This window comes from Lysinibacillus sp. fls2-241-R2A-57 (assembly GCF_030209535.1).
Lineage (GTDB): Bacteria > Bacillota > Bacilli > Bacillales_A > Planococcaceae > Lysinibacillus.
On record NZ_JARVRU010000026.1, the window covers coordinates 12,401 to 32,587 of the forward strand.

At 36.6% G+C, this 20,187-nt stretch carries 16 protein-coding genes and 2 riboswitches; of the genes, 11 read left to right on the plus strand and 5 right to left on the minus strand.

Annotated elements, in window-relative coordinates; translation table 11 throughout:
* Positions 1-129 precede the first annotated feature (129 nt).
* Together QRN68_RS05045 and QRN68_RS05050 are read left to right on the plus strand one after the other, a co-directional pair.
* A complete protein-coding gene (locus QRN68_RS05045; RefSeq protein ID WP_285395654.1) occupies positions 130-1,053 on the plus strand; it encodes an ABC transporter ATP-binding protein in 924 nt (307 codons plus the stop codon).
* Complete coding sequence (locus QRN68_RS05050; protein WP_285395655.1) at positions 1,046-1,735, plus strand: ABC transporter permease; 690 nt, start codon at positions 1,046-1,048, stop codon at positions 1,733-1,735. Before QRN68_RS05045 ends, QRN68_RS05050 begins: the two co-directional genes overlap by 8 nt.
* Positions 1,736-1,867: 132 nt before the next feature.
* Here QRN68_RS05050 and QRN68_RS05055 read toward each other — a convergent pair whose 3' ends face one another.
* Positions 1,868-3,133: an Nramp family divalent metal transporter gene (locus QRN68_RS05055; protein ID WP_285395656.1), complete on the minus strand. Its 1,266-nt coding sequence runs from the start codon at positions 3,131-3,133 to the stop codon at positions 1,868-1,870.
* Positions 3,134-3,668: 535 nt separating this feature from the next.
* A riboswitch (cyclic di-AMP (ydaO/yuaA leader) is annotated at positions 3,669-3,822 on the plus strand.
* A gap of 183 nt (positions 3,823-4,005) precedes the next feature.
* Here QRN68_RS05055 and QRN68_RS05060 point away from each other — a divergent pair.
* The 3 genes from QRN68_RS05060 (at position 4,006) to QRN68_RS05070 (ending at position 8,369) form a co-directional block, all read left to right on the plus strand.
* Positions 4,006-5,829, plus strand: a complete 1,824-nt coding sequence (locus QRN68_RS05060; RefSeq protein WP_285395657.1) for an APC family permease — start codon at positions 4,006-4,008, stop codon at positions 5,827-5,829.
* A gap of 174 nt (positions 5,830-6,003) precedes the next feature.
* Positions 6,004-6,105, plus strand: a riboswitch (purine riboswitch).
* A 248-nt stretch (positions 6,106-6,353) separates the two neighbouring features.
* Entirely contained in the window at positions 6,354-6,938 is a 585-nt protein-coding gene (locus QRN68_RS05065) for a xanthine phosphoribosyltransferase (protein ID WP_285395658.1), read from the plus strand.
* 132 nt (positions 6,939-7,070) lie between these two features.
* A complete protein-coding gene (locus QRN68_RS05070) occupies positions 7,071-8,369 on the plus strand; it encodes a nucleobase:cation symporter-2 family protein (protein ID WP_285395714.1) in 1,299 nt (432 codons plus the stop codon).
* 62 nt (positions 8,370-8,431) lie between these two features.
* Here QRN68_RS05070 and QRN68_RS05075 read toward each other — a convergent pair whose 3' ends face one another.
* A complete protein-coding gene (locus QRN68_RS05075; protein ID WP_285395659.1) occupies positions 8,432-9,772 on the minus strand; it encodes an MFS transporter in 1,341 nt (446 codons plus the stop codon).
* Between the two features lie 298 nt (positions 9,773-10,070).
* Entirely contained in the window at positions 10,071-10,859 is a 789-nt protein-coding gene (locus tag QRN68_RS05080) for an IclR family transcriptional regulator (protein ID WP_285395660.1), read from the minus strand.
* A gap of 242 nt (positions 10,860-11,101) precedes the next feature.
* Between QRN68_RS05080 and QRN68_RS05085 the strand changes: the two genes are divergently transcribed.
* The 5 genes from QRN68_RS05085 (at position 11,102) to QRN68_RS05105 (ending at position 17,105) form a co-directional block, all read left to right on the plus strand.
* Positions 11,102-12,391, plus strand: a complete 1,290-nt coding sequence (locus tag QRN68_RS05085; RefSeq protein WP_285395661.1) for a lyase family protein — start codon at positions 11,102-11,104, stop codon at positions 12,389-12,391.
* A 5-nt stretch (positions 12,392-12,396) separates the two neighbouring features.
* Complete coding sequence (locus QRN68_RS05090) at positions 12,397-13,908, plus strand: aldehyde dehydrogenase family protein (RefSeq protein ID WP_285395662.1); 1,512 nt, start codon at positions 12,397-12,399, stop codon at positions 13,906-13,908.
* Positions 13,909-13,933: 25 nt separating this feature from the next.
* Positions 13,934-15,043, plus strand: coding sequence for a Zn-dependent alcohol dehydrogenase (locus tag QRN68_RS05095; RefSeq protein WP_285395663.1), 1,110 nt, complete (start codon positions 13,934-13,936; stop codon positions 15,041-15,043).
* 33 nt (positions 15,044-15,076) lie between these two features.
* Positions 15,077-16,462, plus strand: coding sequence for an aspartate ammonia-lyase (locus tag QRN68_RS05100; protein WP_285395664.1), 1,386 nt, complete (start codon positions 15,077-15,079; stop codon positions 16,460-16,462).
* 121 nt (positions 16,463-16,583) lie between these two features.
* A complete protein-coding gene (locus QRN68_RS05105) occupies positions 16,584-17,105 on the plus strand; it encodes a DUF2179 domain-containing protein (protein ID WP_285395665.1) in 522 nt (173 codons plus the stop codon).
* Positions 17,106-17,151: 46 nt separating this feature from the next.
* On the opposite strand, the gene QRN68_RS05110 is transcribed toward QRN68_RS05105, so the two are convergent.
* Positions 17,152-18,441 carry a DUF2252 domain-containing protein gene (locus QRN68_RS05110; RefSeq protein WP_285395666.1) on the minus strand — a complete coding sequence of 430 codons (1,290 nt, stop codon included), beginning with the start codon at positions 18,439-18,441 and terminating at the stop codon, positions 17,152-17,154.
* Positions 18,442-18,658: 217 nt separating this feature from the next.
* Here QRN68_RS05110 and QRN68_RS05115 point away from each other — a divergent pair, with 217 nt between their 5' ends.
* Entirely contained in the window at positions 18,659-19,228 is a 570-nt protein-coding gene (locus QRN68_RS05115) for a YitT family protein (RefSeq protein WP_285395667.1), read from the plus strand.
* A gap of 39 nt (positions 19,229-19,267) precedes the next feature.
* Here QRN68_RS05115 and QRN68_RS05120 read toward each other — a convergent pair whose 3' ends face one another.
* On the minus strand, positions 19,268-20,149 hold the full coding sequence (locus QRN68_RS05120; RefSeq protein WP_285395668.1) for a DMT family transporter: 882 nt from the start codon (positions 20,147-20,149) through the stop codon (positions 19,268-19,270).
* Positions 20,150-20,187 lie beyond the last annotated feature (38 nt).

Below are 20,187 nucleotides of genomic sequence, written 5' to 3' on the forward strand. Positions count from 1 at the left end.
GCTTGTAGAGCATTCTAATTGCTTTGCAAGCTTTTCTTCTGCACTTAAGAAATTTGTAAGAATCAAGTAATAAATTAGAGAGTTTCATTTTTTATAATAAGGATAGCTAAATTTAAGGGAGAGATCTATATGACATATATTATAAAAACGAATCAGCTTACGAAAGTGTATGAGGGAAAAGAAGTGATTTCTGCCGTCACTATGCATGTCAAAAAGGGGGAGATTTATGGCTTTTTAGGTCCTAATGGTGCTGGGAAAACCACGGTCATGAAAATGCTGACAAATCTCACGAAGCCAACGAGCGGAGACATTGAAATCTTTGGTGAAAAATTAACTGATCGATCATATGAAGTGCTGAAAAGGATGGGGACGATTATTGAATATCCCATTTTCTATGAACATTTAACAGCAAAGGAAACTTTAGAATTACATTGCGAATATATGGGCTATTATGATAAGAAAGAAATTGCTCATGTTCTAGATCTAGTGAAACTAACAAACACAGAGAAGAAGCGTGTAAAAGACTTTTCTCTTGGGATGAAACAGCGATTGGGTATCGCGCGTGCTATTATTACGAAGCCGGAATTACTTATTTTAGATGAGCCGATTAATGGACTAGATCCAGTTGGAATTAAAGAGCTTCGAGAGCTATTCAAGATGCTTTGCAAAGAGTATGGAATTACGATTATTATTTCTAGTCACATTTTGGGTGAAATTGAACAAATGGCTGATACCATTGGCGTTATTAAGAATGGAAGATTAATTACTGAAGTATCAATGAACGATATCAATCACAGTCAGACAGATTATATTGAAGTGATTGTTAACGATGGAAAAAAAGCAGCCTTTATTATAGAAAAGGAATTACATATTACTAATTTCAAGCTAATGGATGATCATGCTATTCGCATTTATGATGCGACAGCTTCCCAGAAGATGTTATCTAAAACATTGATTGAGCATGATATTGATATTGAGGGCATTAGCAAAAAAACAAGCTCATTAGAGGATTATTTCTTGAAATTAATCAATGGAGGTGTCGTTAATGCTTAATTTAATGCGCCTGGAAATGAAAAAGTATCATTTAGGTTCATATGTAAAAGGAGCTATCATCGCAAATTTTGTGATATTAGGTCTTGTGTTTATGCTTCTATTTATCACAAAAGTAGAAGGAGATCCAAATCTTGAAAATTATCAGGGGGTACTATCCTTCATAGAATCAATGACAAGAGGAGTATTTATTGTTTTTGCATCGGTATTAATCGCTAAATTTATTATTGGAGAATACAAATATAAAACGATCACTTTGGCATTTATGTATCCAATAAATAGGAAAAAATTAATTGCTTCAAAGTTAGCCATTGTTATACTTTTTACCTTTAGTGCAATTATCTTATCGAATGTTTTCATAACGACGATTTTTTGTGTTATTACAGAAAGTTTTGAATTGATTCCAGATTCATTAACGACTACTTTAATTATGCAGCGTATTCCAGTTGTATTAATGAATGCCGTAGCAGCATCAGGGATGGCATTGATACCATTGTATTTTGGTATGAGAAAATACTCCATTCCCACAACGATTTTATCATCAATACTTATTGTATCGGTCGTTTCCTCCAATACAGGGAACTTTTCATTAAATGATATTATTTTCATTCCAATAACATTAGCCATTATCGGAATCAGCGTTGCCTATTTAGCGATTCGAAATATTGAGAAGATCGATATTTAAGGATAAAAAATAGAAGAGCTTAAATAAGGCTGGGGCGTAAGTATATAAAAGTTTTCACATCAGAAAAGCGCGAGAAATCAACGTTCTCGCGCTTTTTAAGGTTTAGACCAGTACTGTCCCAGACACATTTTTTTAACCGAATATCGTTTGCCATAATAAATAAAGATTTAAAGCAACTACAATTACCACGACAAACCATCCTAATATTGTGGTAACACGGTGGTTGACTAGGTTACCCATGATGTCACGTTTACTTGTAAACATAACAAGTGGTATTAGGGCAAAGGCAATACCAAAGGATAAAATAACTTGACTTAGGACAAGTGCATAGGTTGCGTTAACTCCAGATGCAATGATGACTAATGGAGGTAACATTGTAATAGCTCGGCGCAAATAAAGGGGTATTTTTCTTCTAATGAATCCCTGCATCACAACGTCACCTGCTAATGTACCCACCGAAGAGCTAGCAAGACCTGCAATAAGAAGACCAAGACCAAAGGACACTGCTGCCATTGGTCCAAGAGCATCTCTTAAACCGTTATAGGCTATATCTAAATCTTCCACTACTAATCCTTGTGTATGGAATACTGCGGCAGCAATAATTAGCATACTCATATTGATGGCGCCTGCAATAATCATTGCAATCACAATATCTATAAACTCAAAACGAAAAATACGTTTTTTTTCATTGTCATTTCGTCCAACAATGCGATTTTGTGTCAATGAAGAATGTAAGTAAATAGCGTGTGGCATAACCGTCGCACCTAAAATACCTGTTGCCAGTAACAGTGAGTCTACCCCTTCAAAGTGAGGAGAGAACATCCCTATCGCTACTTCGCCCCAATTTGGTTGTGCTAAAAACGTTTGGAATGCAAAGGCTAGCACGACAATTAGCACCATACCAGAAATACCTGCTTCAAATGCCCTAAAGCCTCTGCGTTGTAATTCTAAAATAGCAAATGAGCCGACTGCTGTAATAAGCGCTGCAGGTAACATTGGAATGTTGAATAACAAGTACAGCCCTAGTGCAGCCCCAATAAATTCTGCGAGATCTGTTGCGATAATGACCAATTCAGCCTGTATCCATAAAAAAATAGAAGTTTTTTTAGAAAAATGTTCACGTGCTACTTCAGGTAAATTTTTGCCAGTCGCAATACCGAGCTTTGCTGACAAAGATTGAATTAACACCGCCATTAAATTGGAAAAGGCGATTACCCAAAGAAGTAAATATCCATATTGTGAACCTGCTGTAATATTTGTTGCGAAGTTGCCTGGATCAATATAGGCAACCGCTGCGATGAAGGCTGGACCAAGAAACGGTAAAATTCGTCGCCAGCCTGTTATTTCTCCATCTAAAACCGCCTCAGCAGACGATTTTGTCATTCGTTTGTAAACCATGTTGTTCCCTCATTTCAAAAAGTATCACATAAGAAATAAAGTTTCTTGGAGGAAAAATATATATTACTATTTTATAGGTTTAGCGAAAAAATGTGAAGATGTTTGCCTAATTTTTTGTAGCTCAATATTTATGTAGTTAAAGTATGCACGATTATATATGTAGTATTAACAAAGAATCTGTACTCGAGCGGATTTGCAACGTTTTTTCTTATAGAAATAGGTTACTGAAAAGTTCTTTTAAAAAGGGAAAAGGCACAGTGTCTAAATTAAGCTTGATAATAGGATTTGCGAAATCGAAAGTACAAACTGATAGATGAATACGAAGTAATATGTATTCATCTACAGGTGAAATTAAATAATGTGCATAAGCTATCTTAAAAGTGAGACAATACTTTTAAGATAGCTTTTTTAATTCTACGGATAATTACATACTATCCGCGAGAATATCTGTGCTTTTCACATATAACAATAAAAAATTTTCTTCTTTACTTTTTCTTAATACGAGCGTAATATGACATCATTATAAAAGTTTCAAATTTCTAAATCGCTGAAGCAACTAAACGCGGGGGACCCAATTTTTACGGATTGTTTAACAATAATCCTTGGGGTGAATCTCTTCATTTATTGAAGGGTAGGGCTACTCAGGCCCGAATCCGACAGCTAACCTCGTAAGCGTTAAGAGCAGAAAAGTTGGAGCTTGGCAGACGAATGAGCGTCTACAAGTCGTATTTAGTGATGACTTGTAGACGTTTTTTTATTCTCATTTGAAAATAGAAATAAGCCCCAGTGCACGGCACGAAAAACAGATTATGCTAAGGTGTAATCGATTTAGAAATGCGAAACATATCCCATGAAATTAGAAGGTGTTGTATATGAAATCCTCATTAAAACGTTATGTTATCGGAAAACCATTGAGATCCGATGCGTTAGGGGAACAGAAGCTTAGTAAAACAAAGGCTCTTGCCATACTATCGTCCGATGCTTTGTCATCAGTGGCGTACGGGCCTGAGCAAATTTTAATTGTACTCATGACAGTAAGTACTGTTGCCTTTTGGTATTCGCTACCAATTGCCGCTGGGGTAGTTGTGTTATTAACAGCACTTATTTTTTCGTATCGTCAAGTTATTTATGCGTATCCACATGGTGGTGGTGCGTACGTAGTTTCTCGGGAAAATTTAGGTGTCAATGCCGGTCTCGTCGCTGGTGGTTCATTGCTTGTCGATTACATTTTAACCGTTGCGGTAAGTGTGTCGGCGGGGACAGATGCGATTACTTCGGCATTTCCAAGTCTACATCCCTATAACGTGTATATCGCTGTGTTTTTTGTTATATGTTTAACGCTTTTAAACTTACGTGGTGTCACAGAATCTGCATCCATTTTAGCGTATCCAGTATATTTGTTTGTATTAGTCATGCTGATATTAATTGGAGTAGGGATTTACAATGTAGTAACAGGGCAAGTTCCAGCAGAGTTGCATCCAAAAGTTGGTACACCAGTTGCAGGAATTAGTCTTTTTATATTATTAAAGGCATTTGCATCAGGAAGTTCAGCTTTGACTGGTGTTGAAGCCATTTCAAATGCTATTCCTAATTTTAAGGATCCAGGACCAAAAAATGCGTCTAAAACGTTACTTGCGATGGGCGGTATTTTAGCGGTACTATTTATCGGTATTGTAAGTTTAGCTTATTTTTATGGAGTTGCTCCAAGTGCAAAAGAAACAGTTGTTTCACAAATTGCAGAGGCGAGTGTAGGTCGTAATTTTTTTTACTATATAGTGCAAGGAACAACAGCAATGATTTTAGTACTCGCTGCAAATACAGGTTATTCAGCCTTCCCTTTACTAGCAGTCAATTTATCGAAGGACCGTTTTATTCCAAGAATATTCGAAGTTCGTGGGGATCGTCTCGGTTATTCAAATGGAATCTTGATGCTTGGTTTAGCTGCCATTGTCTTAATCATTTTATTTGGTGGGGCAACAGAGCATTTAATTCCACTTTATGCAGTTGGCGTTTTTATTCCGTTTACGTTAGCGCAGGCTGGAATGATGCGAAAATGGTGGCGTGAAAAGCCAAAAGGTTGGGGTGCAAAATTTGCAATAAATACGATCGGGGCGGTTATTTCCTTTGTTGTCGCTATGATGTTTTTTGTGACGAAATTACCTCAAGTATGGCCAGTATTTATCTTCTTACCAATAATTATTTTGACGTTCCATCGCATTAAACAACATTATCAGGCAGTTGGTGAACAGTTAAGATTAAATAATGAGGAACTACCTGATGTTGAAGGAAATGTTTTCATTGTCCCTGTGGCTGGTATTACGAAAGTAGTCGAAAACACTTTACATTACACACGTTCATTAAAGGTTGACAAAATTATTGCCTTTTATGTTGCCTTCGATCAAGCTGACGCAAAAGCTTTTGAAGAGAAATGGAAAGCTTGGCAGCCAGATGTACGGCTTGTAACATACTATTCACCATATCGAAGTATTACGCAGCCATTGATGAAATTTATTGGTAAGGTTGAACATCAATGCGAGAAAACAGGACATCGAGTAACAGTTGTTATTCCACAGTTTATACCCAAAAAAGGGTGGCATCATATGTTACACAATCAATCGAGTCTATTAATTCGTGCTACGCTGTTATTTAACAAAAATGTCGTTATTATGACAGTGCCTTTTCATTTATTAAAATAATGACTAGCATGCTGGAAAATTGTCTGATATAATCAGTACGTTGATTGTAAAACACGAACATTTGCAATTAAAATTCATCGGAATGCCAGTAAATTCCGAAAAATCAATCTTTATTCAGTAAGTCATATAGGCACAAGCCGAATGAAATGCTGATTTAAATAATTGCTATGTATTACAGCTTCATACTGTTTCACTCATATAATGGCGAGAATATGGCTCGCAAGTTTCTACCGATTTACCGTAAATAAATCGACTATGGGTAGCAATGCTTTAGGAGATCTCATATAAGATGATGACTTTTTCTATTTGTTTCGACGTTTTTACGCTGAATGCTTTGCTCCACTCATAGATGAATGGATCAAGGTATTCGGCGTTTTTTATTACTTGAAAAGAGCATTTCTTCTGAGATAACGCCTTCGTGACATCAATATCGTGTGGCCCAGAGGCAACTTGGCGCTCGCCTGTAACGGACTGTTATTTGCTCATAAAAACTTATTACTATAAGAAAGAAGGATAAAAAGGACATGAAGTTATTACACGATAAAATTTTGCGAGAAGGTAAAGTATTATCTTCATCTGTATTAAAAGTAGATTCATTTTTAAATCATCAAATCGACCCAATGCTTATGAAGGAAATTGGCCATGAGTTTGCCAATCGTTTCTCTGATCAGGTCATTACAAAAATACTAACAATTGAATCTTCAGGTATCGCACCATCTGTTATGCTAGGGCTTGAAATCGGCGCTCCTGTAGTATTTGCGCGTAAACGTAAATCTTTAACACTATCAGATAATCTTTTTTCTTCAAAAGTACATTCTTTCACAAAAAATGAAACAAATGATATTTCAGTATCACGTAGTTTCTTAAATGAAGATGATAATGTCCTAATTATTGATGATTTCTTAGCTAATGGAGAAGCTGTCAAAGGCTTGCTGGATATTGCAGCACAAGCTGGTGCAAACGTTGTGGGTGTCGGCATTGTTATTGAAAAAGGCTTCCAAGATGGCGGGAAATTATTACGTGAGCAAGGTGTTCGTGTAGAATCATTAGCGATTGTAGATTCTCTTGAGGATGGCAAAGTAACGTTTGCTGCGGAGGCTAATGCGTGATGAATACTGATCAATTATGCCTCGGCATAATTGCGTCCGGAAGCTTTAACTTCTTTCAGCATGCGTTTGGACACCTGCTGAAAAGTAGTTTAAATCTGCATTCATTACACCTATAGAGGAGGGAAACTTTTGCTGAAAGAAGTTAAATCGACTGCGCTAGCGATTCAACATTTACTTGCGATGTATGCAGGAGCCATTTTAGTGCCATTGATTATCGGTGGGGCAATCGGCTTTGATTCAACACAAATGACGTATTTAGTAGCGATTGACATTATGATGTGTGGGATCGCAACACTTTTACAAGTTTATTCGGGTAAATTTATCGGTATTGGTTTGCCAGTAGTACTAGGCTGTACATTTACAGCAGTAAGTCCAATTATTGCAATCGGTACAAATCCTGAGCAAGGTATTACAGATATTTATGGTTCTATTATTGCATCAGGTATAATCATTATGATTATTGCAGGCTTCTTCGGAAAGCTAGTAAAATTCTTCCCACCTGTTGTGACAGGTTCGGTCGTGTCGATTATAGGTATCTCTTTATTACCAGTAGCTTTAAACAATATGGCGGGTGGACTAGGTGCAAAAGATTTTGCATCTGGCTCGAATGTAGCTTTAGCGTTTATTACATTAGTTATTATTTTAGTAGTTTATCGTTTCTCTACAGGTTTCGTCCGCGCAATCTCTATTTTAATCGGATTAGTTGTTGGGACAATCTTAGGAGTATTTATGGGTAAAGTTGATTTTAGCCCAGTTTCAGAAGCTGATGCATTGCACATGGTTCAGCCATTCTATTTCGGCATGCCAACATTTGATGCTACTGCAATTATTACAATGACCCTTGTAGGAATGGTTTCTTTAGTGGAATCAACAGGAGTCTATTTTGCGCTAAGTGATATTTGTAATAAAAAATTAGATTCAAAAGAATTAGCTCGTGGGTATCGTTCAGAAGGTCTTGCTTCTGTAATCGGTGGGATTTTCAATGCCTTCCCATATACAACATTCTCACAAAACGTGGGGCTTACGCGCATGTCGGGCGTCAAAGATCGTAAAGTCATTTACATCACAGGTGGATTACTAGTAGCACTTGGCTTCCTACCAAAAATCGCAGCGTTAACAACGATTATTCCAACACCAGTACTTGGTGCGGCAATGCTTGCGATGTTCGGTATGGTAATAACTCAAGGTATGGGAATGCTAGTACCTGTTATGAATGAGTCAGCGGAAAACGCCATGATTGCTGCAATTGCAGTTAGTCTTGGTGTCGGCGTATCGGTTGTACCAGGTATTTTCGATGCACTTCCAGAAAGTATATCTCTTCTAACATCTAACGGTATCGTCTGTGGTTCTGTTACAGCGATTATTCTTAATATTTTATTCAACATGATTGGGCCAAAGCATAAGGAAGATCCAATGCATGGGGAAGCTTAAAGGATTTCTATAATCAACAAAATGCCATCTACTATAAAAGTAGATGGCATTTTGTTGATTATTTATTCAGAAACATTACTAGCATCACTTAAAGATAGTGCTTTAGTTTCTGGAGCCCAAGCAATCGACACAAGAGTACCGATGACTAAAATACCTGTTAAACAAAGCATCGTATTTTGTACACCAAGGTTAGCCATACTCATTGGAAGTAAGAACGTACTAGCAGCAGAACCTAACCGACTAATAGCTGTAGCAAAGCCTACCCCTGAGGAACGAATGTCTGTCGGGAAACTTTCAGCAGGGAAGACACCTACTAAATTACTCACGGCCGATAAAATCAATGTAAATACAGAGAAAGCGATAATCATAAGAACTGTTAGATTACTTGGTAATACACTTAAAAGACCTAAAGAAATAACCAATACAATGAAGGAAGAAATTAAGAAACCACGTCTAGAATACTTAATAGTAAACCAAATCCCTAATAATGCTCCTATAATTAGAAGACCATTTAATAAGAAATCCGTAGTATGACCTGCTCTTAAGCCAATTTCATCTAGGATGATTGGTAAAAATGTGTATATTGCAAAATAAGGAATTACTAAACATACGAAGAAAATACTGTTAAAGGCTGTACGCTTAATCATATCCTTATGGAATAAAGATGCAAAGCTACTTTTCTTAGCTTGCGCTACTTCATCATCCAAAATAATGTTTGGTCCTATATATTTTTGAACAATTTGAAGAGCTTCTTCATTTCGGCCTTTGCTTACCAGCCATCTTGGCGATTCTGGTGTGCCCATGCGGATAATTAAAATAATAAATGCTGGAATGGCAGAAGAGGCTAACATCCATTTCCATGCATCAGGAGAAGCATCTGTTGCGAAAATTCCGACAATATTGGCTACAACATATCCAATTGTCCATATCACACTAAATGATCCAAGTAAAACCCCGCGATGTTTACGAGGCGAAAATTCAGCAAGCATAGTATGTCCCACACTATAATCTCCGCCGAGACCTATCCCGATTAATATCCTGTAAATAACTAATTCAGTTGGTGAATCAGCAAAAAATTGAAGAATAGAAGCAACTGTTATAATCGTAAAACTGAGAACGAATATTTTTTGTCTACCAATATAATCAGAAATCCAGCCCAAAATCAAGCTGCCTAAAAATAAGCCTATTAAGGCGGAACTCCCAATCAACCCCACCCAGAATGAAGACAAACCCATTTGTGGCGTAAGTAATGTAAGTGCAAAGCCTACAATCCCTAAAATATATCCATCAGTGAAATGTGCTCCAAATGTTAAGCCTGCGATTTTAATATGAAACTTATTAAGTGGTGCATCATCTAGCTTGATCTTTAGCGAGTTATCCATTGTCATTGTGTTACTACTCATATCAAATTCCTCCCATCGCCCTTTAGTAAACATATTTTTGTTTGAAGTAACATGAATAAATTTGTAGTAGAGGAAATTGTTCTTAAATAAAGTTCGTAATGTGAACCATATGGTCGTTATGCGAATACGTAAATTATATGTCTATGGTGAATATGTTGTCAATTGCTTTTTGAAAGCGAATTCAATGCAAATTTTTCTCTTACATTGCATTATTCTCTTTATTAATTGAAAATTCGATAATAATTCATTAAAAAAAGACAATGCCGCAAGTTTGGCTTTGTCTTGTTTACCAGATAAATTATGTTAACTGTCTTTCAATATCCTTTGCTGCATCTAATAACGTATCCTTAAGTTTTAATAAATCATCTTTTGAAAGTCTAAAGCTAGGACCACCTAACGTTAAAAATGCTACTAGGTTCTTTCTATTATCAAATATAGGTACAGAAATAGCATTTTCATTTTCATCGTATTCACCAATTGATAATCCCACATGATGGGAACGTATCCATTGAAGCTCTTCTTGCAATAGTTTAGGATCTGTAATGGTATATTTCGATGTTGCAATAAGCTCTTTTTCTAAAAACTGTTCGAGTTCTTTTTTAGAAAGTATGCTTAATAATACTTTTCCATTAGAGGTGCAATGCAATGGTGTAACAGTATTTGTATAATCGACTAATCTTACACTGTGGTTCGTATCGATTTGGTCAATTGTTAAAATACCGTTGTGCATTGGAACGCTTAATAATACTGTTTCACCTACCTTTTCTCTTAATGCCTCTAATGTACTTCTAGCTCTGCGAATTAACGAACTATATGGATTATTTTGAGAAGCTAATCGATAGAATGTAAATCCAAGTTGATAGCTATTCGTTGCGGTGTCTTTTTCAACAAAACCTTCATTTTCTAAACTTCCAATTAACCGCCAAACAGTTGTCCTATTTAGACCGCTTTTGAGGGACAAATCCCTTACAGAAATAGGTGAGCTGTTTTCTCCTATAAGATTTAGTAGGAGCAAAGCTCTATCTACAGCTTGAACTGTAGTGCCGTCTTTACCATTTTTATTTGTTATAAGTTTATTTGTTTCCATATTTTTAATTATACATAGTTAGTTTTGAAAATCAAAGTTGTCTGTGTTACAGGTAATTTATTTGAATTGAGGTAAATAAATGGACTAAATAAAATTTAAAAACCCAAGCTGTTTTTCGTGTTGACTTTCGTAATTTTCAGACATATAATAGCATAAAGTTCTTAATGCGAATAAAAAGTTCATAATATGAACGATTAATGGTGTGGAGGTCATTAATTGTTGTAGAGGGAGCCATTCAAACTATGCGAATAGAAACTGATTTCTTGGGGAATGTTGAAATTCCTGATGATGCTTTATATGGTATTCAATCTGTTCGAACAAAAGAAAATCTATCTTTTTCAAAGAACACATTAAAAGATTATCCAGATTATATTCAATCCTTAGCAATGGTAAAAAAGGCCGCGGCTATGGCAAATTATGAGGCCAAGGTGATCTCGTTACCAATTAAAGAAAAGATTACTTTAGCGTGTAATGCCTTGATTGATGGGAAATATACAGAGCATTTTATTGTTGATGTATACCATGGCGGGGGCGGTATTGGCATTAATATGAACATAAATGAGGTAGTAGCCAATCTATCAAATAAAATGAATGGTACCTATGTTCCTGTCCATCCAATCGAACATGTAAACGCTTCACAATCAACAGCAGATGCCTGCCATACTGCTATCCGCTTAGCGTTAATGAGTGGCTACAAGCGTTTAGATGAAGAGATGCAGTATTTATCGCAAATTTTAAACCGTAAAACAGTACAATTTATGCCCATTACAACTATTTCGCGAACATGCTTGCAGGATGCTTCACGTATTCAGCTTGGGCAAAAGTTTAGCGGCTTTGAGGCAGTTATTAAAAGAAGGCATCAAAAATTACAAGCATCCATAAACGAACTGCTGACGATTAATCTTGGAGGAACTGTTATAGGTAAAGGTGATGGTGCTAGTGAGGACTATAAACAAACGGTCATTAAAAAATTACAGGAAGTTACACAATTACCGATAAGGCGCCGGGAGAATTTATTTGATGCTGCTCAAAATATTGATGATTTAGCTGAGGTTTCTAAGCAATTAAGTTTGTTTGCTACGGCATTAATGAAAATGGCTAAAGACCTTCGATTGTTATCTTCAGGACCAGAAGCAGGTTTTGCTGAAATATCATTGCCAGCTATACAGGCGGGGTCATCTTTTTTTCCTGGAAAAATAAATCCTGTAATGCCTGAAACAATAATTCAATGCTGCAGTGAAATCATTGGCATTGAGCGAGTAGTTCAGACAGCATTTGAGCATGGAGAACTGGACTTAAATGTATTTGAAAACTTTGCGGGTGTGCATATATTAGATGGATTTTATATGCTTTCCAATTGCTTAAAAAGCTTCACAAATCTTTGTCTTGCTGACATTCAAGCCAATGAACAAAGATGTCTAGAACTATCTAATACGAGTATACCGAAAATTTGCGATTTAAAAGACAAAGTAGGATACAGTGAGGCTACAAAATTGTTGAAGCAACAATCTTTAGAGAAAAGGGAGGATTAAAAATTATGAATCAGAAAATTTTTGATGGTATTGAACAGCCAAAGCTAGAGTGGGCTCACAATTGGTTATCAACAACAAAAAGAAGTTATATCAATGGACAGTGGATAGATAGTAGTAGTCATACAATCGATTCTATTAATCCTGCAAATGGGAAAGTTATTGGTAATTTCTATTGCGCTGCTAAAGAAGATGTAGATTTAGCAGTTCAAGCGGCGAGAGAGGCACTTCATAATCCTGAATGGAAAAGTATGAGCAGAAAACAGCGCGGCAGAGTATTACGTAAAATTAGTGAGCTTATTGCTGAGCATCACGCAGAACTAGCAACTTTAGAGACACTTGATAATGGCAAATTATATACAGAAGCCTACAATGATGATGTGCAAGAGGCACATGATTTATTTGAATATTATGCTGGATGGACTGACAAATTCTACGGTGAAAATAATCCGGTGGAAGGGGATTTTTTAAGTGTAACAACACGCGATCCAATCGGAGTTTGTGGTCAAATTGTACCATTTAATTTCCCGATTCAAATGGCAATTTTAAAAATGGCTCCAGCTCTAGCTATGGGAAATACTGTTATTTTAAAGCCTGCTGATAAAACTTCTTTCTCCGCTATACGACTGTTTGAAATTATTGATGAAGCTAAGCTATTACCAAAGGGTGTTATTAACTTAATTTTGGGAGATGGTCAAGTAGGTGCTTATATTAGCCAGCATATGGATATTGATAAGCTGTCATTTACAGGCAGTACTAAAATAGGTAAACAATTATTACGTGATTCCGCTGATAGCAACTTGAAACCAGTCACTTTAGAATTGGGCGGTAAATCGCCGAATATAATCTTTGAGGACGTAACAAATTTAGAGGGCGCGATTGAACGTTCTTTTTATGGTTTGTTTACACATAAAGGTGAAAAGTGCTCTTCACCAACAAGATTATTTGTTCAGAATGCTATTTATAACACGGTTGTCGAGAAGATTGCTGAATATGCCAAAAATTATCAATGTGGTGATCCATTTGATCCAAACAGCAAGCAGGGTGCTCAAATATCAAAAGAGCATATGGAATCAATTTTAAGCTATATCGAAAGCGGTAAAGAGCAGGGAGGAAGAATTGTTGCTGGTGGTGAGCGTGATCTAACGGGTACGAATGCGGAAGGCTATTTTGTACAACCAACTATTTTTGCTGATGTAGATAACAATATGAAAATTGCACAGGAAGAAATTTTTGGCCCTGTACTTTGCATCATTCCGTTTGATACGGAAGAAAATGTTATTAAAATGGCGAACGACACAATCTATGGCTTAGCTGCCGGTCTATGGACAGGTGATCCATCACGTGCTCACCGCGTAGCTAATCAATTAGATGCAGGCATGGTATTTGTTAATAAATATGGCTGTTATGATTTTGCTAGTCCATTTGGAGGCGTTAAGCAAAGTGGGTGGGGCAAAGAATACGCCATCCATTCTTTATCTGCTTTTACCAAAACAAGAGCAATTTGGTTTGCATATTAATTTGATATTGTAAGGGGAAATTATCATGAAAATGAAAGCTGCTGTGATGACAGAAATAAATAAACCATTAGCAATTTTAGAAGTAGAGCTTGCTGAGCCAAAGCACAATGAAGTGTTAGTAAAAATTGTGGCTACAGGTGTTTGCCATAGTGATTTAAATGCATTGGGTGATGCTACAACACCAACTCCAACCATTTTAGGTCATGAGGGTGCAGGTATTGTGGAGGCTGTTGGTTCAAGTGTAACGAATGTGAAAGTCGGCGATAAGGTGGCTTTGAGCTGGGTTCCTTACTGCGGTACTTGCGAATTCTGTGTAACAGGAAAGGTCCATCTTTGTGAATCTGCGTTTGGACCAATGTTTGATGGTACTTTATTGGATGGTACTACTCGATTAAGCGTGAACAATGAGAAGGTGTACCATAATTCATTACTTTCAACATTTGCTGAATATGCAGTTGTACCAGAAATGTCTTGTATAAAAATACCTGATGAAATGCCACTTGTCCAAGCATCACTTATTGGCTGTGGTGTAGCTACTGGCTATGGTGCTGCAGTCAATGCGGCGGGTGTAAAACCAGGCTCCACAGTAGCGATTTTCGGAATTGGTGGGGTTGGTGTAAATGCAATACAAGGAGCTGCTATAGCGGGTGCGGCTAAAATAATTGCCTGTGATGTAAAAGATGCCAATCTTGAAATTGCTAAGGAATTTGGCGCAACGCACACTATTAACACAAAAGATCAAGATGTTGAAGCAATTGTTAAGGAAATTACAAACGGTGTGGGCGTCCATTATGCAATTGACTGTTCAGGTCATACGATTGCTACTGAAAGTGCGTGGAAAATAACACGTAAAGGTGGAACAGTGGTTGTAGTGGGTGCCTTTAATCCAGAGCAGAAATTAAATTTACCTGCTGGTGGATTCCATCGGGTTGGAAAGGTGCTAAAAGGCAGCTTCTATGGAGATACACAGCCATTCCGTGATTTCCCAATGATTGCACAATTATATTTAGATGGGAAGTTTAAGCTAGACGAGCTAGTTTTAGAGCGTATTAAGCTAGAAAATATTAATAAAGCATTTGATTCTTTCCATGATTGCAGCTGTGTCAATGTTGGTCGAGCTGTCATAGAGTTTTAAGGAAATTTATAATAGAAGAAAAGGGATTAAAGGATGCGTATAGAAAAAGATTTCTTAGGTGAAATGCAGATTAGTTCCGATATATATTATGGTATCCAAACGATGCGTTCTTTAGAGAATTTTCCTATCTCTGGGAGATCTATTGAAAGTTACCCCTACCTCATAAAATCTATGGCCTATATAAAAAAAGCAGCAGCACTTTCAAATCATCGTGTTGAAGCGCTTGATTGCCATATCAAAGCTGCCATTGTGGAGGCAGCAGATGAAATTTTAGCAGGGAAATTTGAAAATCAATTTCCTGTTGATATTTATCAGGGCGGCGGAGGCCTTTCGACAAATATGAATATTAACGAGGTCATTGCCAACCGAGCGAATGAAATTATTACTGGTAAAAAAGGCTTTACATGTGTACATCCAAATGAACATGTGAATATGTCTCAGTCTACAAATGATGTATTGCCAAGCGCTATGAAAATGGCCTGCTATCTTTATATGGAAGACTTGATTAAACACTTAGAACAGCTTGAAAAGGCGCTAGAAAGTAAAGTCAATGAGTTTCAATCAAGCATTAAATTATCTAGAACTTGTTTACAGGACGCTCTCCCAATGACTTTTGGTCAGCAATTTAATGCTTATTTATCATTTGTTACAAGACAGAAGAAAGAATTACAAAAGGTTCAACAAGACTGTCTAAAACTATTGATTGGTGCTACCGCTGTAGGTACAAGCTTGGGTGTAGCAAAAGGCTATATCGAAGCAATTTATCAATATTTGCCTAAAGTTTCCGGAATGCCAGTGACCAAAATAGAAGATTATTTTGATGGTTTACAACATGCAGATAGTTATATAAAAATATCAGGCTGCTTAAAGGGGTTGTGTAGTGGGTTATCCAAAATGGCAGGTGATTTTAGACTACTTGCCTCAGGCCCTAGAGCAGGACTAGCTGAAATTACTATTCCATCTGTACAGCCAGGTTCATCCATTATGCCTGGAAAAATCAATCCGTGTATTCCAGAGATGATGATGCAGGTTTGCTTTGATATATATGGGATGGATCAGACGATTACAATCGCGGTCGATCGAGGAGAGCTAGAGTTAAATATATGGGAATCGATTATTATGAAAAATTTATTTGATGCGTTTTCGCTTTTAATAGCAAGTATTCCTGTATTTAATCACAAATGTGTACAGGGCATTCAAATAAATGAGGCGATAAATCAAATGCACGCGGAAAGTTCTTATTCGATTTCTGTTGTCATTTCTAAATTATTTGGCTATGAAATGGCAAATAAAGTAGTAGCTGAAGCTTTTAAAACGGACGCTACCATTAAAGAAATTGTTATTAAGAATGGTTTGCTAAGTAAGGAAGACGCTGAAGGATTACTAAACCCGATGAATTTAGTCCATGTAGATGTTTAAAATAAAAAGAATAGGGAATTGCTAAATAAACTATAGGCTAGTTTATTAATAGAATGCAACTACTTATTTGAACATATAATTTATAGTGTATATCTACTACTTTTTGAAAGGTCTTTTACAAATGCAAAGTATATTTCTGATTTTAATCCTGCAATTAGTTTATGTACCTTTTTTAACGTTACGGACAATATTTTTAGTGAAGAATATTACTTTCCTTGCTGCTATATTCGGTATGCTGGAAATGTTAGTGTATGTATTTGGTCTTTCACTTGTTTTTAGTGGAAAACAAAGTATGTTAGCCATGGTTGTCTATGCAGTTGGTTTTGGTCTAGGTATTTTCCTAGGTGCCAAAATTGAACGAAAACTGGCGATCGGCTATGTCTTTACGACGATTAATACGCAGAATAAAAACGAAGAGCTCGTGAATTTCCTTCGTAATGAAGGCTTTGCAGTGACTATTTATATTGGGGAAGGTCGAGATAGCAATCGTTATAAATACGAAATATTAACAAAGAGAAATCGTGAGGTGGAGTTGTTCCAAATTGTAGAGCAATTTGAACCGAATGCGTTTATTATTTCATATGAGCCTAAATCATTCAAAGGTGGATTTTTGCTCAATCGAATGAAGGCAAAGCAAAAATAAAAAGGACTTCCGCTTTATGGCAGAAGTCCTTTGTTCTTTCCGCAGATCAATTAAAACGCTCTTTGACCAACTCTTTAAACAACTCGAAATCCGAGTAGACAATTTCTTTGTAGCTCATGGCATGTAAAACGGTGCCTTCAGCAAATACGTTACGTTCCTTGCCGATAACTTTTAATATTTCTTCTTCACTATGGTAGGTGAAAATTTGGGAGTAGTCGATATCGGCACGTGCATGGTTTTTGGCAGCGATTTGTCCCATCGTCGATGTTGTTACAAAATAATCCTCTACATCTTTGTAGTTTTTAGGCTTAACCTTTTTCTTATAAGGAGAACGCTCTCGAATATAGTATTCTTGTCCATCCATCGTGACATATGCTAAATGAGGGTCCTCTAAATGATGCATTGCCTTTTGAGTACCTACTACACGTGCTCCTTGGTGCTCATAAGCTTCCCAAAATGTCTCATTATATGGAAGGAAATATGCGGGGATTGCCGTGCGCACTTCTTTCATTTCCAGCACTAAATCGTTTACCCCTTGTGCATTTAATTCGCCCTCTACTAAAATATAATAGCGTTTTAAGCCAATGGATGCTGTCCCCGAGCCGTATTTAATGGCTATATCTTTAATCTTATAGTTAGGTAGCGCAGTAGAGATTGCGGCATATTCTTCTGGAGTGACAGGTTGTACTTCTTCATTCCATAAGAAAACACGCTGTTCTTCATCGTTAATGTAAGTTATATTCTCTATAAGATGAGAGCTTTGACGTTTCTCTAGCTTTTTCAAAACCTTTTTGATTGGTCCTTTTGTATTGTCTTTTGTAAATGTTAGTGTCAGCGGATCATCCTGTTTACGCTGAAATCGTTTTAATTGATCGACATAGCTTTGTAGGAAATGGTGAATGGCCGTTTCCTGTGTATCATTATCTAATCCTTGCTCCTCAAGGTATAAGGCGATACTAATACTCATGCGAATAACATCATATAGGTAAGAGCCGACATAGCCTTCATCAAAATCATTAATATCGAAAACAATGGCGCCTTTTTCATTTTGAAATGCACCGAAGTTGTCCATATGCATATCTCCTTGTATCCAAGTAGGCATTGCATCAGATGTATGGAAAATAGAAGGGGATTTCGTTACATCAAAATAAAATAAATAGGCACTTCCACGGAAAAAGCGGAAAGGGCTATCTAGCATTGTGCGATACTTTTCTATACGCTGCTCATCAGTTAATCCCATAAGTTGACCATCAAATTCCTCAAAAATCGTCTCTAATAGTGTTCTTCTTAAAATCGTTCGTGTGTCTTTCACTCGTTCTAATAAGTTATATTCCATAGTATATTCTCCCTTCTTTTATCTAGTAATTTTACATTAAATATACGGAAAATACAGGAATAAGGTTTCGCCAATGACCAATAGAGCTTTAGAGAAATTTATCGAGCGAATTCGATAAAAAAAGTAGGATTGACTTTTGATCAATTCGTATTTGATAACATGTTCGTTTTCCTATTTTCATATTATAAGTACATGCTCAGTCTCGGAGGGGGGTTGTATGTATTTTTTTACGAAAGGCTTGGTCATTCTTATAGGGAGTACCGCGGTATCATTGGGAATTAATTTATTCTTAACGCCCTATCAAATTTTGGATGGGGGAGTTGTAGGGATAGCGCTTATTTTACACTATTTGTATAATCTTAAAATAGGTTTAATGATCATCATAATTAGTATTCCGGTATTTATTATTGCCTGGTATAAATACAGAGCATATTTTTACAATAGCATTCACGGATTAATTGCATCATCTCTTATTATTGACTTACTAAAGCCCATTCGGAATCTTGTTCAAATCGAAGCTATTTATAGTGCCATACTTGGAGGGATACTAATGGGTTTTGGTATTGGCTTGATGCTTAGATTTCAGACAAGCACTGGTGGCACAGATTTGATTGCACAGTTTTTATGTGATAAAACAGGGGTTAATGTTGGGATGCTTATTTTTATAATTGATTCTATCGTTATTGTGGTAGGGAGTCTGCTTATATCCTCCAGTACATTACTGTTTTCAATTATTACAGTTTTGGTAGTAGGGATTACTACCAGTATCATGACTAGTCATGCATAAAAAATAGTTTCAGCATGACTGAAACTATTTTGAAATCCGTTATCGAGAGCTCTTCACCATTCGTTTTTTAGGATGTGCAGGTTTTACTTCTGCAATTAATATAGCAAGTAGAATCAGTACTGCCCCTATAACCATGCGACTTGTTAATACTTCATGTAAGAATATAACGGATAGTACCATGCCGAAAAATGATTCTGTCGACAGGATAATAGCTGCCTTTGTAGCAGACGTATATTGATTCGCAACATTTTGAAAAAGATAGGCAAGAGTAGTTGAAAAAATTGCTAAATAAACGATTGAATAAATTGCTTCTTTTTCAAGGCTGGTTGGGATGTCGCCTTGGCTGACAACGACCAAGACACCTAAAAATGCTGCTGTGATAAATTGAATAATCGTAAGGGCAATGGCATCTTCCTTTTGTACAAAAAGGTTTGTACAAAAAATATCAAAAGCAAAGGCGACAGCACAAGCTAAGGAAAGTGCATCTCCTATATTCATTGTCAGTGAGCCCTGTAATGATAAAAAACCGATTCCAACAATAGCTATAATTGAACCGATAATCTCATAGCCATCTATACGACGCTTGTAAACAGCAAACGCAATTAATGGCACAATAATGACATTTACAGCGGTTAAAAAAGCATTTTTAGATGGCGTTGTATATTGTAACCCTACTGTCTGAAGGGCAAAGGCAATATACAGAATGGTCCCTAACAACATTCCTTTCCAAATAACTGATTTTGAAGCTCTTTTTAATCTATATCCAAATAAAACGATGAGTATAATTGCAGCTAATAAAAATCTGCCTGCCATCACTTGATAAGCTGTTAAATATTCCAATGCGATAGCCGTTATTACAAATCCGCTACCCCAAACGATTGCAGTAACTAATAGCATACCATCAGCTATGTATTGTTTCATCATTCCTCCTCCTAACTTCATTAGGATAACATGTGGTG

What these genes read in the sequence shown, in the direction of transcription:
- QRN68_RS05095 (WP_285395663.1), top strand. Translation starts at nt 13,934, where the DNA reads ATGAAAATGAAAGCTGCTGTGATGACAGAAATAAATAAACCATTAGCA.
- QRN68_RS05115 (WP_285395667.1), top strand. Translation starts at nt 18,659, where the DNA reads ATGTATTTTTTTACGAAAGGCTTGGTCATTCTTATAGGGAGTACCGCG.
- QRN68_RS05055 (WP_285395656.1), bottom strand. Translation starts at nt 3,133, where the DNA reads ATGGTTTACAAACGAATGACAAAATCGTCTGCTGAGGCGGTTTTAGAT.
- QRN68_RS05065 (WP_285395658.1), top strand. Translation starts at nt 6,354, where the DNA reads ATGAAGTTATTACACGATAAAATTTTGCGAGAAGGTAAAGTATTATCT.
- QRN68_RS05090 (WP_285395662.1), top strand. Translation starts at nt 12,397, where the DNA reads ATGAATCAGAAAATTTTTGATGGTATTGAACAGCCAAAGCTAGAGTGG.
- QRN68_RS05110 (WP_285395666.1), bottom strand. Translation starts at nt 18,441, where the DNA reads ATGGAATATAACTTATTAGAACGAGTGAAAGACACACGAACGATTTTA.
- QRN68_RS05120 (WP_285395668.1), bottom strand. Translation starts at nt 20,149, where the DNA reads ATGAAACAATACATAGCTGATGGTATGCTATTAGTTACTGCAATCGTT.
- QRN68_RS05085 (WP_285395661.1), top strand. Translation starts at nt 11,102, where the DNA reads ATGCGAATAGAAACTGATTTCTTGGGGAATGTTGAAATTCCTGATGAT.
- QRN68_RS05075 (WP_285395659.1), bottom strand. Translation starts at nt 9,772, where the DNA reads ATGAGTAGTAACACAATGACAATGGATAACTCGCTAAAGATCAAGCTA.
- QRN68_RS05105 (WP_285395665.1), top strand. Translation starts at nt 16,584, where the DNA reads ATGCAAAGTATATTTCTGATTTTAATCCTGCAATTAGTTTATGTACCT.
- QRN68_RS05045 (WP_285395654.1), top strand. Translation starts at nt 130, where the DNA reads ATGACATATATTATAAAAACGAATCAGCTTACGAAAGTGTATGAGGGA.
- QRN68_RS05100 (WP_285395664.1), top strand. Translation starts at nt 15,077, where the DNA reads ATGCGTATAGAAAAAGATTTCTTAGGTGAAATGCAGATTAGTTCCGAT.
- QRN68_RS05080 (WP_285395660.1), bottom strand. Translation starts at nt 10,859, where the DNA reads ATGGAAACAAATAAACTTATAACAAATAAAAATGGTAAAGACGGCACT.
- QRN68_RS05060 (WP_285395657.1), top strand. Translation starts at nt 4,006, where the DNA reads ATGAAATCCTCATTAAAACGTTATGTTATCGGAAAACCATTGAGATCC.
- QRN68_RS05050 (WP_285395655.1), top strand. Translation starts at nt 1,046, where the DNA reads ATGCTTAATTTAATGCGCCTGGAAATGAAAAAGTATCATTTAGGTTCA.